Raw genomic sequence first — 15,772 nt, 5'->3', positions numbered from 1 at the left:
GGATATAATTTTGCATATATCAGAGGGAATATTTTTAGTAGATTTCGTTGATAATACAGCTAAAAAAAGCATTTGTTATGAAAAAACTCAACTTAACGTGGTTTAAGTCGTTGTAACTCCCATTCTTTAGCGATAACATGGAAATAAGTTTACTACAAGCTTTTCATTTTTCGTTTAGCTGAAATTTTTCTTATGGAAATTCAATTAATCAATATCGGGTTTGGTAATATCGTCTCTGCCAACAGAGTCGTTGCGATAGTTAGTCCAGAATCTGCTCCCATTAAACGGATTATCACCGATGCTAGGGATAGAGGTCAACTGGTTGATGCTACCTATGGAAGAAGGACTAGGGCGGTGATTATCACTGATTCTAGTCATGTGATTCTCTCTGCAATTCAGCCAGAAACAGTAGCCAATAGGTTTGTGATTTCCCGTGATCATCATGTTGTAGATAATCAAACATAGAAATTATCAACTCTATTTGTACCATATCGGCCGTACTATGTGAATTAGACTGGTTTTCTGTCACCAGTGCTACAAATTCTTTAGTCTTGATACCAATTTAAATAGTAAGGATGAGAGATGGTAACCTACAGAGGTTATACCGTAGGTAGGTTACAATCTAAAATTCAAAATTCAAAATGGTATTAGTTGTTTTAGCGGCTAGAACAAGACTAACGAATAATTTATATTGATTAATTCACTCTTTTTCACGGATAATGCAAGTTTTACCTATCCATAATGGTGCAAATACGAAAGAATGCCCACCTCTGGGCAAGCTAATTGTTTTAACCGGTCCTAGTGGAGTCGGCAAAGGTACTTTAATGAATGAAATTCTGAAGCGTTATCCAGAATTGCATTATTCAGTATCTGCAACGACTCGTTCTCCCCGTTCTGGAGAAATTGATGGTAAAAACTATTACTTTATCGCCCGGAATAAATTTGAACAGTTAGTTACTCAAGGCGAATTTTTAGAATGGGCAGAATTCGCTGGTAACTGCTATGGTACGCCCCGTGAAGCTGTGCTTAATCATGTTCAGTCTGGTAAGTTGGTAGTGCTAGAAATTGAACTAGAAGGAGCAAGACAAGTCCGTACTTCCTTCCCTAGCGCCCGCAGCATTTTTATTTTGCCACCTTCGTTTTCGGAATTAGAAAACCGGATTCGTGGACGCGGACAAGACTCTGAAGAAGCGATCGCTCGTCGTTTACAGCGGGCTGAAGAAGAAATTGCTGCTGCTAATGAATTTGATATAAAAATTATCAATGATGATTTTGAGAAAGCTTTAACTGAAATTGAAAAAGCGATCTTTGAATAGAAGTCACCGAGTCAGGAGTTGAGAAAGAAGAAAGAAGGAGGTTTTTTCTTTATGCAAATCAACTCGTGGAAAGAGGAAGCCCAAAGAGTGATCTTTGGAATCCCCACCTTCAACGAAGTAAGGTGGGGAGGATGTCAATTCTATACTTAGTTTTTTACTTAACTTGGCAATGGGTAATAGTCCAAATTATTAACTATTACCCATTACTAAGAATCAAATTAACCTAATAAACCTTGGATTAATCCAGAGTTAACGGTTAAAAAGAAAGCAACTACTGCGCCACCAATACCACCAATCAAGAAAGCACTGGCAAAATTGTTCCAGCTTTCCTTAGAATTAAAAGCATCAACGGGGGGGTTGGGTACAGCAACACTAGCAAGAGCCTTATCAGGATTGCTATTAGCATATAAAGATAGGCAAGCTGTCAAAATTACAACCAAGCCAATACTGCCCAATAAACCAGCCAAGGTAGCGTTGGGGGCATTGCGTAAAGGACCTAATCTATGGAAAGGTCCAAATAGTAAATAACCATGAGCCATACCAACTTCCAAACCGCGTCTAAAAGGATTTAGACCGGGGCGATAAGCTGGCAAATTGTTAATAAACCACTTCACCAAAGGAGCGGAATTGATGGGGGTCTCTAGGTCGCCCTTTTGGGAGTCACGTCCTGCTGCTACTGCCATAATTATTTTCGATTCCTTGGATCACTAGGTAAGTTTTTGATGAGCTTACTGCTTAAGTCATGTTATTTGCTCGGTTTTGAATTAGTAAAGATGGCATTTTTAATGAAAATTAATTTTGCCATCTTTCTAATTTAGAAAAGTATGAAACTCGCAAATAATGGACAACATGACGAGTTTCATAAATTCGTTAAGATTGCTGATTTGAGTGATATTTTCACCTAGTTAGGTTTGATCACTCAATTAGACAATCTAGCAGCAAAAGCCAAGTAAATTAGCTTTTTTGAACCGCATTTTCAACCTATAGTGGGTGGAAAAGGAGGTCGGGGAAGAAGCGATTAAATTCAATCAAAATCCCGGCTGTGATTGTTAGCCAGATTGTAGCGGCTACAGGAGCAGTGGAGATGAATGTAATCAGGTAGTTGGTTTCGTCGCCTTTTTCAGCCATGAATTTATTCTCCAGAATGAGTGAGTGCAAACAAATGAATTAACGTGGTGAAACGGTAATTTCTGAATCCTTAGCTGTTAACTCCCCAGAGAGCAATTCCTTGATTGCTGCTGCTGGCCAAGCAAAACCGGAAGTGATGATAGGTAAAGCAATACCTAAATCAATTTGGATTTCTTTTTGTTCGGGATTTGATCCTTTTTGGATTGCTTGGAGATAAGCACGGCCTACCCAGCCAATCCAACCAGCAATGTAGAGGAAGAGAATACTAGGGATCAAAAAATCACCAGCATGATCAAGACGGCCATCTACAATCAAGTGGGGATAACCTTCAGGTCCACAGAGTGCCTGAGAATAACGTTCAAACCGCTTTTTACCTGATTCGGGGTCAGGGGTGGTGTTACGGGCATTTCGTGCTAGCTCTTGAAAGGCGGGAGAGTCTTTGCAAGGGACAAGATTTGCGCCTAGTGCTTTCGCTTCAGGGGCAAAATTGAACCAAAGAGTAACCACCAAAAGCAAAGCAAACAATCGTCTCATGGAGTTGTTTCCTTTTATTACAAAACGAGAAGTTTCTTGTACAAAACGAAGCGGCTTGTACAGTCTTTATTTTAGATAACTAGGAAGTCATCATACTCTTGGCTGGCAATGGAGTAAAGTTTAAGTCAATAAAAGTTAAAGCTTCTCAATCAAAAGTTAGGAAACAGGGAACTCTTTACAGGGAACAGTAAAGATATGGGAGAATATATTGCCTCTTGCCTTTTACCGATTTACCCTAATGACAACCGTTTTAGCCATTGAAACCAGTTGTGATGAAACTGCTGTGGCAATTATTAAGAATCGTGAAGTGTGTAGCAGTATAGTTGCTTCACAAATTTCTGTTCATCAGCAATATGGTGGGGTAGTGCCCGAGGTGGCATCACGTCAGCATTTAGAAACGCTGAATTATGAAATAGAGCAAGCTATGGAGTCTAGCAATCTAGACTGGAATCAGATTGATGGGATAGCTGCCACTTGTGCGCCTGGACTTGTGGGGGCGTTGCTGGTAGGGTTAACGGCTGCCAAAACCCTAGCAATTGTCCATAATTTGCCTTTTTTGGGAGTGCATCACCTAGAGGGCCATATTTACGCGACTTATTTGAGTGAGCCAAGTTTAAAACCCCCTTTTCTTAGCTTACTTGTTTCCGGCGGTCATACAAGCTTGATTTATGTGAAAGATTATGGTATGTACGAAACCTTGGGAGAAACCCGTGATGATGCGGCGGGTGAGGCTTTTGATAAGGTGGCGCGGTTGTTAAAACTGGGTTATCCCGGTGGACCAATAATTGATAAGTTGGCACAAACAGGTAATCCCCAGGCTTTTCCATTACCGGAAGGAAAAATTTCTTTACCAGGTGGGGGTTATCATCCCTATGATTGTAGTTTCAGCGGATTAAAGACAGCGGTATTGCGTTTAGTGCAGCAATTCGAGAAAGAAGGTAAAGAAGTACCAATAGCGGATGTTGTGGCTAGTTTTCAAGATACTGTAGCGCGATCGCTAACCAAAAGAGCGATCGCTTGCGCTCGAAACTATCATCTAGATACCATTACTGTAGGTGGTGGTGTGGCAGCCAATAGCGGACTAAGAAAGCATTTGCAAGCAGCAGCCAGCAAACACAACCTACGAGTTCTATTCCCTCCCTTGAAATTTTGCACTGATAACGCCGCCATGATTGGCTGTGCAGCCGTAGAACACCTATCCCTTGGCAGAACATCACCACTCACATTAGGAGTCCATTCCCGGCTCTCACTGAACCAAGTTATGCAGTTGTACGAAAATTAATTATATTCATCATCAACATAGGATTCATATATTTCAGGTGTTTCAGTAGAAGTAACAGAATCCGATAGTTGGAAGCTATCATCTGTCACACGGATAATTTCTCCAGAAAAGAATTTCGCTAAACTTTCCGCAGCTTTAATTACGCCATCATGATCCCAATTTGATGGAGATGGTTGTACTGGTGGCGGAGAAATAGTTTGTACTGGTGCTGCATGGGTAACAACAGGCTCAGGCTGGATTGCTACTGATGGTGGTGTTGATACTGTAGATACTGGCTGTGGTGTGGGTGGCGGGGCTGGGGTTTGCTGATTGGCTGTAGGTTGGGGTGGTTGTTGAACCGGAGGAGAATTTTGTGGTGGTGGATTTCTTCTGGTTGATGTGGCGTTTGCAGTGGTAGCTTTTTCTAAAGTGACTTGAATTTCTTGCTGGAAAGTTTGTCTAAAGGCTGTGGTAATGATAGGTAGATAAGATTTTACTTTGTCATACCAAACCGCTTTTACACCTACACGGGCAATAGAATCATTGAACTCCATTAAATGACACATTTGTCCTAACAATGCTTGTGTAGGTAGCTGCTGAATATGTCCCCGAACTTGTTGCCAAAGTTGTGTTAAGTCATGTTGTGAACCTTCCCCCACTGGCTGTGCTGGTGGTGCAGATATAGGTTCTGGCGCGGGTGGTGGGGCGAAATTAGTAGCTGGGTAGTTATTTGTGGGCGGATATGCTGATGGGGGTGCAGCAGCGGGAGAATAAGCAGGGGGTGGAGGATTGGGATTAACTCGCTGGGGAATATTTGCGGTTTGGATTTGAACAGTCGCGCTGGGTAATAATCCTAATAATGTGACTTCTAACCACAAACGGGGTTGAGTGGTATTTTTTAATTGTAATTCTGCTGTTCTTAGGTGTTGTTGTCCTAGCAAGATGGTACTAATGTCAAATTTTTGGGCAAATTCTACTAATGATGTCCAGGTTGACTGAGTACAAGCAACTAAATCTTGACGATTAGGGGCAGTTTTAGCTATGAGGAAATCTCGGTAAAAAGCGGCGAGATTTTGGAGAATGATCAGGGGTTCTCTGCCTCTATCTAGAATTTTACGAGTAGAGTCGAGGACTATTTCCGCATGATCTTGAGAGATCGCTTCTAATAGCCCAAATAAATCTTTTTCACTGACTGAACCCACCAAATCCCAAACTTTATCCGGTGTCACTTCCCCAGTTACTAAAGCTAATTGATCCAATAAACTTTCTGCATCTCTTAATCCTCCTTGGGCTATTTGTCCCACAAGAGTCAGAGAATCATGAGAAATATTAATACTTTCGGTGGCGGCAATATGGGTTAAATGCTTGACCATTGCCTCTAACTGAATTCGTCTAAAATCAAATCTTTGACAACGAGAAATAATAGTTGGTAATACTCTTTGTGCATCTGTTGTGGCGAGGACAAAAACAACGTGCTTAGGTGGTTCTTCCAGGGTTTTAAGTAACGCATTAAATGCCGCTGTACTAAGCATATGGCAGTTATGTACTAATAATCCATTAGCTACAAAATTATGATTATCCTCAACCTCTAAATCATAAACTCGCTCAACTCCAGCGAGGTGAACAGATTCGACCTTCTCCAAATTTGTAATCCATTGCGGGTATGGAATATTGTTTGAAATCTGCCACCCATTTTCTACTGGCGGTTGCTCCCATCCAGATGTAGTTGTACTGCTTATTTGTGATGCTTTTGGTGTAGAACTTTGCTGTTGCTGGATATCCCATTTCTGTAAGCCAGTTGGCAATAAGTTGATTTTCTGTAGGCGAGAATCCTTCTGTATGTATTTGAATCTGTGGGCTTCCTTGTCCACTGAGAGGGAATCTACTGTATTTATTGGGGTAAGTGATTGAGCCATCTCCCAATAATGTTCCGTAGATGAGTCCCAATGTATCTGGCTGTATAAAAGCCGCATTAGTAAGGAATTTTTGTGTTCTAAGTTCCCAATTTCCGTGTCCTTTTTGATATGGATGTTTTGCCCAATAAGATTGGATACTTTTGATTCCTCTACCTTTTTTTTGCAAAAAGTCTGGGATATCGAGCTTTTCTGTACATCCGCAAGCACATAGTGGCCGAAGTAATTCCCCTTGTCTAAGAATAGATTCCCCGTCGTAGAATTTTTGTCCGTAGGTATTACCTTTAAATTGGTGTCTGCTAACAAATCTTCGGCTGCGTCCATCAACCCCAAATTTGTAGATGAGAGTGCCACATCCACATTCACAGGGGATAGTATCTTCATTCCTTCTTTGACGTTTTTTGCTGCTATCCATCCCTCATCAGTCCTGATTAAATGATTACTTGTACACTTAATTTCTCTGTGAGTAGTTTTGATAACTAAAGTCTGCTTTTCTCCTTGGTCTAACCAACGGACAACTTTCTTAAATTCCCATTTTTCAGAGGATTCATTGTAACTAAGAACTCTCTGACCTTGAATATTTGGGTTATCAATGGGAATAAGTCCAGCATCGGTGAGAATCAAAGAATCTCCTGTCAGACATTCATCTATCACATAAACTTTATAACGACACTGCATGGGGGCAAACTGCGCCCTTTCAATCAGTTCACGGATATTATCAACACCTGTATTACTAGCAGCGTCAATTTCAATTACATCAGTAGAATAGCCTTTAGTAATGCCCTGACAGATTTCACAAACGCCGCAGGGTGAAGGAGTTGGTTGGTTACCTTGGAGACAATTAAGAGATTTAGCGAGAATTCTCGCACTAGAAGTTTTTCCTGTACCTCTGGGGCCAGTGAACAAATAGGCAGGGGCGATTTTCGCTGAAAGAATGGCGTTAGTTAGGGTAGTAGCGATCGCCTCTTGACCCACCAGTTCAGCAAAACTCTTTGGCCGATACTTATGGTGCAGGGGTTCGTAAGACATGGAGACAGGTTTAAATCCGTATATCCCAGATAAATTTAGGGTTTTATCATTCTAACAACTCAAGGCAATTTCTCATCAGACATAGCAGCTAGTCACGGACACCGCTAAAATTTTAATAAGCAATATTAATGGTGTATCAGATGCTCAAGCGGCTAATTCAATGGCTTAAAAAATTTTTCCGGCGCTTGTTTGCTGGTAAACAAAATCTCAGTTCAGGTCGAGAAGATATTCCCAAACCCTTATTACCACTCCTAACTGATACAGATTTAGAACTTCTGTTCACAGAACTATTGGCAGGAGTTCATCAAGTCAAAGGACAAGCTTGGGCGCAAAAATGGTTACAAAACATTGAACATCGTGTTAGTACAGAACAATGGTTAGAATGGTTAAATCGTTTTGGTGAAAGATTATTAGCATCTTCTAAACCCCATAATGAATTAGCAACCAGATTAGTCCAACTTGGTGAATTAGGGGTTGGGGAAATTGGCAATCTGTCCTACGATATAGGCATGAAAGTATTAACACGCAATCCAGGAGAACCAGTTTGGGAATATGACGGTCCCGATGCAGTAGAGAATAATCCCCTAATACCTACCGATACGGAAGAAAATTCACCAGAGGGGGAATACAAAACTGTTACTCTAGATGAGTTGTTGATTATGTTGCAGCAGGATGGGAACCTGTGCGAGCAAATCTCCCAACAACTAGGGATTGAAACAAATAACGCAGAAGAGATTATTGAAGTATTAGTTAGTCAGTATGAATCGAATGAATCTTCTGTATAATTGGGACTGGGGAACTGAGAATAACTTTTAATAAAATTTCTTCATGACCGGAAATAATGGGATCAAAGCCCCGTCCTTCTAGAACGGCTTCTATTAAAGATTCTGGTACAATAAAAGAAAGTAGCCTTATGGCATTAGGAGACTCTAAACGAACATGGAGAGAAGATAAGACTACTTAGGTGGCACATCTCATTGAAGTGTTAAGGAATCCTCGCTCTTTTAGAATGAGGAGGTATGTCAATAAGTATAAGTCTGATTTGTTCAAAGTAGCTATCAATATTTTTACGTAGGTCTATTAGGTTTTCTAGTCCATTCCGTAATTAATAATTTTTTTGGCACAACGATAGCTACAATGTATAAGAAAGAAAATCCCATAAAATGGCAGATGTTCAGGTGGCTCTTGCAGTGGCTTAACAAATTTTTACAGTACCCCTTTGGTAGTCTGAGGATTAGTGATCCCCAGGCTAGTCAAGGCAATCTGGTGGCAGATCAACCACCAGAACTCACAAACGCGGATCTAGAGTTGTTATTTAACGAACTACTAGAAGGCGTACATCAAGCGCGAGGACAACAGTGGGCGTTGAAGTATTTGCAGCGGATGGAACCGCGAATTACTGTGGATCGTTGGATAGATTGGCTGTTGATATTTGGTGACAAATTACTGGCTTCCCCCGCACCGAATCTTCAGTTAGGCAAGCGCATGGTAAAACTGGGTGAGTTAGGGATTGGTGAGGTTAGTAACCTGTCCTATGATATTGGGATGCAGCTATTACGACGGAACCTAAATCAGGAATATGAGAGCAAGCAAGAGTCACAGGAGTGGGAAATTTCCATACCGACAGCCCAGGAGTTAGATACTCCTGGACAAGAATTGCTCCGCCAATTTGGGGAACAACTTTGGGAATATGAAGATGGGTCAAGTGTGACTAATCAGTTACCATCCCCAATGGTGGAGAATTTGTTTACTGGTGAGTCTCTAGAGTTAAGTCATGAGTCTTTAGCTGAAGATATTGTTGAGAATGGAGCTAAGACTAAGACAGAAAATGACTATCAGAGTTATGAGTATAGAATTCAGGAATTTTCCCAGAATATTGAGGAAGTAATTCCAGAGCCAGAATCTCCAAAGCAGAAAACCCAGAACTATTCTTTGGTGAATTTAGAACCGCATTTAGCATCTACTTTAGATGAGTTGACAGTGCGGTTGGAGCAAAGTAACCAACTTGTCCAGCAATTAGCGGCAGAATTGGTAATTCGTGATAGTCAAATTGTTCAGCAATCAACATCACAAATAGTTGTTACCAATCCAGCGGAAAGTTTATTTTATGAAGGTTTACAGCAAGCTAAAGCTGGAGATTTGTTAGCGGCCTTGGCTTTGTATGAACAGGCCAGTCAAATACAACCTCAAGCTTATGAATATTGGTTTAATCAGGGTTTGACACTGTTTTACTTGCAACGGTTGAGCGAGGCGATCGCAGCTTATGACCAAACACTGGCACTCAAACCCGATTTGTACAGGGTGTGGTATATCCGGGGTTGTATTCTGGGAGAGTTGGGAGATTTTGACACGGCTATTGCTTCTTTTGATCAAGCGATCGCCATTAAACCTACTTACCAAGAAGCTTGGTCTAGCAGGGGTTTAGCATTACTCAAGTTAGGTTTAATCGGGGAAGCCATTTCTAGTTATGATCAAGCTCTCAATCTGGAATCCCAAGATCCAGAAACTTGGTACTACCGGGGTATAGCTTTAGCTGTGGTTGAACAATATGCAGAGGCGATCGCTAGTTATGATCAAGCTCTCGATCTCCAACCAAACTATCATGAGGTGTGGATTGACCGGGGTGTGGTGCTATTTAGTTTAAAACAATGGTCCCAAGCAATTGAGTCTTGGGATCAAGCCCTGGCCATTCAACCTGAATTTTATCTAGCTTGGTATAACCGAGGTGTGTCCTTTGAAAACTTAGGTCGTCGTGAAGATGCGATCGCCTGCTATCAACAAGCGATCGCCATCAAACCCGATTTCCACCCCGCATGGTATAACCAAGCCGTAGCCCTATTTTACCTAGACCGTTTCGCCCCAGCTATATCCTGCTATGACAGTGCCTTAGAAATTAAATTAGACTACTGGGAAGCTTGGCTGGGTAGGGGTGCGGCTGCTGGTCATCTTACCCCCCAGCAATCATCACTAATTGTATTTAGTAGCATTTCTGCATCTAATTCTGCCCTGAACTTAGGCGGCTATGAGGGTAAATTAGCAAGTTATCAAGAGGGTTTGAAACATCTTCGCCCAGATACCCATCCAGAAGGTTGGGGAAGATTACATATAGCTATTGGTAATACTTACTACGAGCAAGGCAAAAAAGAAACCGCACCTCGTGATTATTGGCATCATGCCATGTCAGAATACCAATTGGCAATATCTACGCTGACACCAGAAGATTTTCCAGAATTGCATTTAGAAATTTTGCAATTGCTGACGAAAGTGCTTGTCTGTTTAGGAGAAACAGTAGCGGCACAGGAATTACAAAAATGGGGGATTGAATTATTACAACAATTACTCACACAGCCCACTCGTGCTGATGAAAACAAAAAACAACTGGTACTAAAGTTTGCAGGTTTGGGACAACTAGCAGTTGATTTGGCTGTAAATACCGGAGACTTAGTAGAAGCTTGGGAAATGGCCGAACAGGGGAAAAATAATTGTTTAAAGTGGTTGATTCCTGATTTAAATTACCAACTCCATACTGGAAATTATAGCTCTATTCAACAATTGCTTAATCCCTCCACAGCCATAGTTTATTGGCATCTTAGCCCAGCAGCTTTACACACATTCATTATCAAAGATCAATCACCATCACCCATTTTATTGTTTACACCCATCCAAGATATAGATGCAATTCCAGAAGAGGTAAGACGATTAATTGAATTTGAACATTGGTTAGCAGATTGGCAAGAGTCGGCAACAGTATCAAAACTATTACACTTGCAAAATATCTTGAATATTTCCACAATTATTCAAGAATTGGAAGGGGTAGATACAATAATTTTAATTCCCCACCGCGACCTATATAAGTTACCTTTACACAGCGTATTTAATCTGTCCTTTGCGAGCATATCTTCTGAAGATGTGGCAAATTACAATATTATTTATATGCCTAGTTTAGCAATGGGACTTTCTTTACAATCTCAGTCATTCTCCAATGGGCATAAACATCATAGTAATCAGGACTATCCTTTACTTAAATTTGATAGCGAAGCGCTCTTTATGAATCAATTAGCATCAGAAATTGTTAGCGAAACCTTTGCTATTTCTAAGGATTGTCTCGGTTATTAATAGAGAACAGGGAACAGGGAACAGGGAACAGTTTCAGCCATCTGAATATCCTCATGTAGGGGCGTATTGCAATACGCCCCTAATACAATGCGTCCCTAATACAATGCGTCCCTACTATAATACGCCTCTACTGCTTTTCAGGCATTACCTTATATCCCACATTCCGCACCCTGGGGTGTCACATAGTATTATCACTTGATTTTCTCTTGATTTTTGGATATAAATTATGCCTTGTCGGCATCATGTATCCGTTAATTCATTGAGATTCGGTATATAATACATCCTCATTTCATCATAAAAAACAGTAAAAACCGATTGTGACAGTTGAGGGTGCGGAAGATAGGTTATATCTACAGTTCTTGCCTTGATAGATCTGCAACATATTTAAGACGAGAGTTTGTAGAGCTTCAAAAACTCCCTTCATTTTGGACTAACAGTTATTTCTTTTCAACCCCTACATTGTTTGTTTATTGTTTAGCCATTGCAAAGCACCTTCCACGTCTGGAACTTGTTCTCCTGGGGGTATGCGTGGACGATTTACCATCACAACCTTGATTCCTAGTTTTCGGGCGGCGATAATTTTGGGATATGTAGCATTACCACCACTATTTTTGCTGACAATGGTATCTATATTGTATTTGAGTAGAATTTCCTGTTCATTTTCTAAAGTAAAAGGACCGCGATCGCATAAAATTAATCCTGGTGGTAGGAGAACATCAGTATTTGGTGGATCAATCATCCGCATTAAAAACCAAATTTCCTGCAAATGTGCAAAAGTTGCAATTTCTTGTCTACCAATTGTTAAAAATACTCGTTGAGCTTGATTCGCTAAAACAGCAGCCGCAGCAATATTATTTTCTACCTCTAACCAGCAATCATCCTTTAGTTTTTCCCAAGGTGGACGAATTACCATTAAGCGAGGAATACCTACTTCCTGTGTGGCTGCGGCTGCATTCTCCGAAATCTGATTAGCGAAAGGATGAGTAGCATCAATTAATAGATCAATTTGCATTTCTCGCAGATAACTAACCAATCCGACTACACCACCAAAACCCCCAATTCGGACATTACCAACCAGATTAGCAGGTTCACGGGTACGACCGGCTAAAGAAGCGATCGCCTCAATACCAGGAATATTTGCTACCTTAGCAGCCAATTCTACCGCATCACCAATTCCACCGAGAATTAAAATCCGCAACATACTAAATTCCCTGAAAAGCTGACACCGAAATCATATATAGCAGGGAACAGGGAACGGGGAACAGAGTTAAAAGTCTTTCTCTGTATCGTTTTTCGTGAAAATTTTGTATCTCATTCAACTGCATACCGCTATAGACTTTAATTCTTCATTCTAAATTCTTCATTCTAAATTCTTCATTCTAAATTCCGCCCTGCGGTACTAGATTCTAAAGTTTTAATTTGATTTTGTAGTTTTTCTAAACTTTGCAAATGCGATAAGTGTAATGAATTAGTTAGCCAAATCAAACTACCACCGAATAAAGTTACCGTAGCAACTAAAATACCTGTTAACAATTTCACCTGTAAATGAAGACGTTTTACCTGATAGCGAAGCGCTGCTGCAGGCAGTTCAATTTGATTCTCCTCTGGAAGTTGGGGAATAGAAGCTAAACTTAGATTTTCATCTTCTGCCATCACCTCTACCCGCGTTTCTTCTACTCTGATAAATGTAACTTTACTTTGCAGCCAGTTAGTAATCAAATCAGGGGAATTTTTCTTAGCCCATTGCCAAGCAAGCATTTTAACTGCAGGCTTAGACATTTTAGTCATAAATTTTAGAGTTTTATTGAAAGTTCCAAAATTGAACTTTTGATTTATCAAATTAATTGAACCAACATCATAAAGACAATCTATGATTTCTTTAATTGTAATTTCTTCCTGATAAATCAAAGTTTTTAATAAGATGCTAACTTCATTTATTAGTTGCACCTCCTTCTCTTTTTCTTGAGACTGTTGTGTTAAATGAGTTGATATTTTTACTGATTTAGACATATTGAGAGGATAAGTTTTAGTTTTTTAAGGTTTTCCTAATACCAACTTAGGTTAATTAAGGAAATTATATAGGATTCTTATGTAATTTTTGTTAGCGGTGCCTGTGCTTTGCGCTTACAAAACGACCTACTTAATCTACCGTCTTAATTTCCCTATTCCCTGTTCCCTAACTCCACGAATGAATTTAGTGTTGTTAAACTACTTAACACCCTGGTAAATCTAATGCAATTAACAATGCTTGCTCCAAATGTGCCATTACAACTTCAGAAAGTATTCCTCTTAAACGCAAAAAGCGGGTTTTAGATAAGACCCGCACCTGATCTGCCATTGCGATTGAGTCCTTCTTGAGTCCGCCATCTGGTGATAAAATTAAAACTTGAGTGGGGTAAACTCGCTTCCCGTCTTGATAGGTGGTACAGGGTACTGCCAAAACCACTGGGCTGGATAGATTAATCACATCACGACTAACAATAATCACTGGGCGAGTTCCTCCTTGCTCCGAACCTTCAGTCATTTCTAGACGCGCATCATATACCTCACCCCTTTTCATCTTGGAGATTCCCCTAACTGCAAAGCCTCCCACTGTGCTGTAGCAAATTCCAACTCCAGTTTTAAGACTTCTGCGTGATAATCTGGATCATTAGCCATTTCTGCCAATGCGGCATCAATTTCGGATCGCTTTTGCATTGCCAGTTCTCTTCGCAAAGCCTGAGCGACAAAATCATTCCGATTTTTTGCCTTTCCTTCCAGAACCGCTTTATCTGTAGCTTCTAGGAGTTCCCTGGGAATGGTTAACGTCGTGCGAACGGTTTCTGTTTTCATAGAGCGTTCATTATTTGATGACTGAAGTGATGTCTTATATCATATCGTTTTACGCATCAATTTAGTCAATTTAAATTAGTCATTAGTCATTAGTTAGTTGTCATTGGTCATTGGTCATTGGTCATTAGTCATTGGTTATTGGTCATTAGTCAGTGGTTAGTTGTTAGTTGTCAGTTGTAAAACTCTTGCCTGTTCCCTGTTCCCTATTCCCTATTCCTTAGTTCTTTTCCAATTTATCACCTAAAATATCCTCAATTGTGGCAATCTGAGAAGTACAACTTCTGGCAATCTGATATTTTAGCTACAGAAAATCTACCTGTTTAGATTATGCAAACTCTGCCGACTCTGGAAATTACCAACACTACATCTAGTCAACCTGCCTTTGATACCACCATCAAACGCCGCAAAACCCGCGCTGTACAAGTGGGAGATGTCACCATTGGGGGTGGATACCCAGTGACGGTACAGTCAATGATTAATGAAGATACCCTGGATATTGATGGTTCTGTGGCGGGTATTCGTCGTCTCCATGAAATAGGCTGCGAAATTGTCCGCGTCACTGTTCCTAGCCTGGGACACGCTAAAGCTTTGGCGGAAATTAAACAAAAATTAATTAAAACTTACCGTGATGTGCCAATTGTGGCAGATGTCCATCACAATGGCATGAAAATCGCCTTGGAAGTCGCCAAACATATCGAAAAAGTGCGAATTAATCCAGGTTTGTATGTATTTGAAAAGCCAAACACCAACCGCACCGAATATACAAAAGCTGAATTTGACGAAATTGGCGAAAAAATCCGCGAAACCTTAGCACCACTGGTAATTTCCTTGCGTGATCAAGGTAAAGCCATGCGAATTGGCGTAAATCATGGTTCTTTAGCCGAAAGAATGTTATTCACCTATGGCGACACCCCCGAAGGTATGGTGGAATCTGCCATAGAATTCATCCGTATTTGTGAATCTTTGGATTTTCACAATGTCGTAATTTCTATGAAAGCCTCACGAGTTCCTGTGATGATTGCTGCATATCGTCTCATGGCCAAACGCATGGATGATTTAGGCATGGATTATCCTCTACATCTGGGCGTGACAGAAGCAGGTGATGGTGAATATGGCAGAATTAAATCTACTGCTGGCATTGCCACATTGCTGGCTGACGGGATTGGTGATACAATCCGCGTGTCTTTGACAGAAGCACCAGAAAAGGAAATTCCTGTTTGTTACAGCATTCTGCAAGCTTTAGGTTTGCGGAAAACAATGGTTGAATATGTCGCTTGTCCTTCTTGTGGACGGACTTTATTTAATCTAGAGGAAGTGCTGCACGTAGTCCGGGAAGCCACTAAACACTTGACTGGGTTAGATATTGCAGTCATGGGTTGTATTGTCAATGGACCCGGAGAAATGGCTGATGCTGACTATGGTTATGTTGGCAAAACCCCCGGTTACATTTCTTTATATCGTGGCAGGGAAGAAATTAAAAAAGTCCCAGAAACACAAGGAGTAGAAGAATTAATCAACCTGATTAAGGCCGACGGACGCTGGGTAGAACCTTAATGTAAAACTGTTGTTTCTATCCCTCTGTGGGATTACTTAATTTTTTTAATTTTTGGTCAGAATCAGGATATCCACCGATTAAAGGATGA

General features: G+C 40.6%; 14 protein-coding genes. 6 read left to right on the top strand and 8 right to left on the bottom strand.

The features are described 5' to 3' along the window. The first annotated feature begins 192 nt into the window (after window positions 1-192). Both EZY12_04320 and gmk read left to right on the top strand, forming a co-directional pair. Window positions 193-465: a DUF370 domain-containing protein gene (locus EZY12_04320; GenBank protein ID QSX68916.1), complete on the top strand. Its 273-nt coding sequence runs from the start codon at window positions 193-195 to the stop codon at window positions 463-465. Between the two features lie 254 nt (window positions 466-719). Then, entirely contained in the window at window positions 720-1,316 is a 597-nt protein-coding gene (gene gmk / locus EZY12_04315; protein QSX68915.1) for a guanylate kinase, read from the top strand. A 218-nt stretch (window positions 1,317-1,534) separates the two neighbouring features. Here gmk and EZY12_04310 read toward each other — a convergent pair whose 3' ends face one another. The 3 genes from EZY12_04310 to EZY12_04300 form a co-directional block, all read right to left on the bottom strand. Beyond that, entirely contained in the window at window positions 1,535-1,999 is a 465-nt protein-coding gene (locus tag EZY12_04310) for a photosystem I reaction center protein subunit XI (protein QSX68914.1), read from the bottom strand. 298 nt (window positions 2,000-2,297) lie between these two features. Then, the gene (gene psaJ / locus EZY12_04305) at window positions 2,298-2,444 is read right to left on the bottom strand and encodes a photosystem I reaction center subunit IX (GenBank protein ID QSX68913.1); all 147 of its coding nucleotides are present in this window, start codon (window positions 2,442-2,444) and stop codon (window positions 2,298-2,300) included. Between the two features lie 39 nt (window positions 2,445-2,483). Beyond that, window positions 2,484-2,978, bottom strand: coding sequence for a Photosystem I reaction center subunit III (locus EZY12_04300; protein QSX68912.1), 495 nt, complete (start codon window positions 2,976-2,978; stop codon window positions 2,484-2,486). A gap of 238 nt (window positions 2,979-3,216) precedes the next feature. Between EZY12_04300 and tsaD the strand changes: the two genes are divergently transcribed. Then, a complete protein-coding gene (tsaD, locus tag EZY12_04295) occupies window positions 3,217-4,260 on the top strand; it encodes a tRNA (adenosine(37)-N6)-threonylcarbamoyltransferase complex transferase subunit TsaD (GenBank protein ID QSX68911.1) in 1,044 nt (347 codons plus the stop codon). Here tsaD and dnaX read toward each other — a convergent pair. Further along, the gene (gene dnaX / locus EZY12_04290; protein ID QSX68910.1) at window positions 4,257-7,181 is read right to left on the bottom strand and encodes a DNA polymerase III subunit gamma/tau; all 2,925 of its coding nucleotides are present in this window, start codon (window positions 7,179-7,181) and stop codon (window positions 4,257-4,259) included. The two genes, tsaD and dnaX, sit on opposite strands and share 4 nt — an antisense overlap. Before the next feature lie 128 nt (window positions 7,182-7,309). Between dnaX and EZY12_04285 the strand changes: the two genes are divergently transcribed. Both EZY12_04285 and EZY12_04280 read left to right on the top strand, forming a co-directional pair. Then, window positions 7,310-7,966, top strand: a complete 657-nt coding sequence (locus tag EZY12_04285; protein ID QSX68909.1) for a hypothetical protein — start codon at window positions 7,310-7,312, stop codon at window positions 7,964-7,966. A 385-nt stretch (window positions 7,967-8,351) separates the two neighbouring features. Beyond that, on the top strand, window positions 8,352-11,297 hold the full coding sequence (locus tag EZY12_04280) for a tetratricopeptide repeat protein (GenBank protein ID QSX70505.1): 2,946 nt from the start codon (window positions 8,352-8,354) through the stop codon (window positions 11,295-11,297). Between the two features lie 454 nt (window positions 11,298-11,751). Here EZY12_04280 and EZY12_04275 read toward each other — a convergent pair whose 3' ends face one another. The 4 genes from EZY12_04275 to EZY12_04260 form a co-directional block, all read right to left on the bottom strand. Next, the gene (locus EZY12_04275) at window positions 11,752-12,498 is read right to left on the bottom strand and encodes a cobalt-precorrin-6A reductase (GenBank protein ID QSX68908.1); all 747 of its coding nucleotides are present in this window, start codon (window positions 12,496-12,498) and stop codon (window positions 11,752-11,754) included. A gap of 173 nt (window positions 12,499-12,671) precedes the next feature. Then, a complete protein-coding gene (locus tag EZY12_04270; protein ID QSX68907.1) occupies window positions 12,672-13,307 on the bottom strand; it encodes a hypothetical protein in 636 nt (211 codons plus the stop codon). A gap of 202 nt (window positions 13,308-13,509) precedes the next feature. Further along, on the bottom strand, window positions 13,510-13,857 hold the full coding sequence (locus EZY12_04265) for a type II toxin-antitoxin system PemK/MazF family toxin (GenBank protein QSX68906.1): 348 nt from the start codon (window positions 13,855-13,857) through the stop codon (window positions 13,510-13,512). Then, entirely contained in the window at window positions 13,854-14,129 is a 276-nt protein-coding gene (locus EZY12_04260; protein QSX68905.1) for a CopG family transcriptional regulator, read from the bottom strand. The genes EZY12_04265 and EZY12_04260 overlap by 4 nt, the downstream gene beginning before the upstream one ends. A 327-nt stretch (window positions 14,130-14,456) precedes the next feature. Between EZY12_04260 and ispG the strand changes: the two genes are divergently transcribed. Next, a complete protein-coding gene (gene ispG / locus EZY12_04255; GenBank protein ID QSX68904.1) occupies window positions 14,457-15,683 on the top strand; it encodes a (E)-4-hydroxy-3-methylbut-2-enyl-diphosphate synthase in 1,227 nt (408 codons plus the stop codon). The last annotated feature ends 89 nt before the right edge of the window (window positions 15,684-15,772 follow it).

This window comes from Dolichospermum sp. DET69 (assembly GCA_017355425.1).
Classification (GTDB): domain Bacteria; phylum Cyanobacteriota; class Cyanobacteriia; order Cyanobacteriales; family Nostocaceae; genus Dolichospermum.
This window is presented reverse-complemented; position numbering and strand designations above follow the sequence as displayed.

Coding starts and splice junctions, on each gene's coding strand:
- EZY12_04320 (QSX68916.1), top strand. CDS start 193: ATGGAAATTCAATTAATCAATATCGGGTTTGGTAATATCGTCTCTGCC.
- gmk (QSX68915.1), top strand. CDS start 720: ATGCAAGTTTTACCTATCCATAATGGTGCAAATACGAAAGAATGCCCA.
- EZY12_04310 (QSX68914.1), bottom strand. CDS start 1,999: ATGGCAGTAGCAGCAGGACGTGACTCCCAAAAGGGCGACCTAGAGACC.
- psaJ (QSX68913.1), bottom strand. CDS start 2,444: ATGGCTGAAAAAGGCGACGAAACCAACTACCTGATTACATTCATCTCC.
- EZY12_04300 (QSX68912.1), bottom strand. CDS start 2,978: ATGAGACGATTGTTTGCTTTGCTTTTGGTGGTTACTCTTTGGTTCAAT.
- tsaD (QSX68911.1), top strand. CDS start 3,217: ATGACAACCGTTTTAGCCATTGAAACCAGTTGTGATGAAACTGCTGTG.
- dnaX (QSX68910.1), bottom strand. CDS start 7,181: ATGTCTTACGAACCCCTGCACCATAAGTATCGGCCAAAGAGTTTTGCT.
- EZY12_04285 (QSX68909.1), top strand. CDS start 7,310: ATGGTGTATCAGATGCTCAAGCGGCTAATTCAATGGCTTAAAAAATTT.
- EZY12_04280 (QSX70505.1), top strand. CDS start 8,352: ATGTTCAGGTGGCTCTTGCAGTGGCTTAACAAATTTTTACAGTACCCC.
- EZY12_04275 (QSX68908.1), bottom strand. CDS start 12,498: ATGTTGCGGATTTTAATTCTCGGTGGAATTGGTGATGCGGTAGAATTG.
- EZY12_04270 (QSX68907.1), bottom strand. CDS start 13,307: ATGTCTAAATCAGTAAAAATATCAACTCATTTAACACAACAGTCTCAA.
- EZY12_04265 (QSX68906.1), bottom strand. CDS start 13,857: ATGAAAAGGGGTGAGGTATATGATGCGCGTCTAGAAATGACTGAAGGT.
- EZY12_04260 (QSX68905.1), bottom strand. CDS start 14,129: ATGAAAACAGAAACCGTTCGCACGACGTTAACCATTCCCAGGGAACTC.
- ispG (QSX68904.1), top strand. CDS start 14,457: ATGCAAACTCTGCCGACTCTGGAAATTACCAACACTACATCTAGTCAA.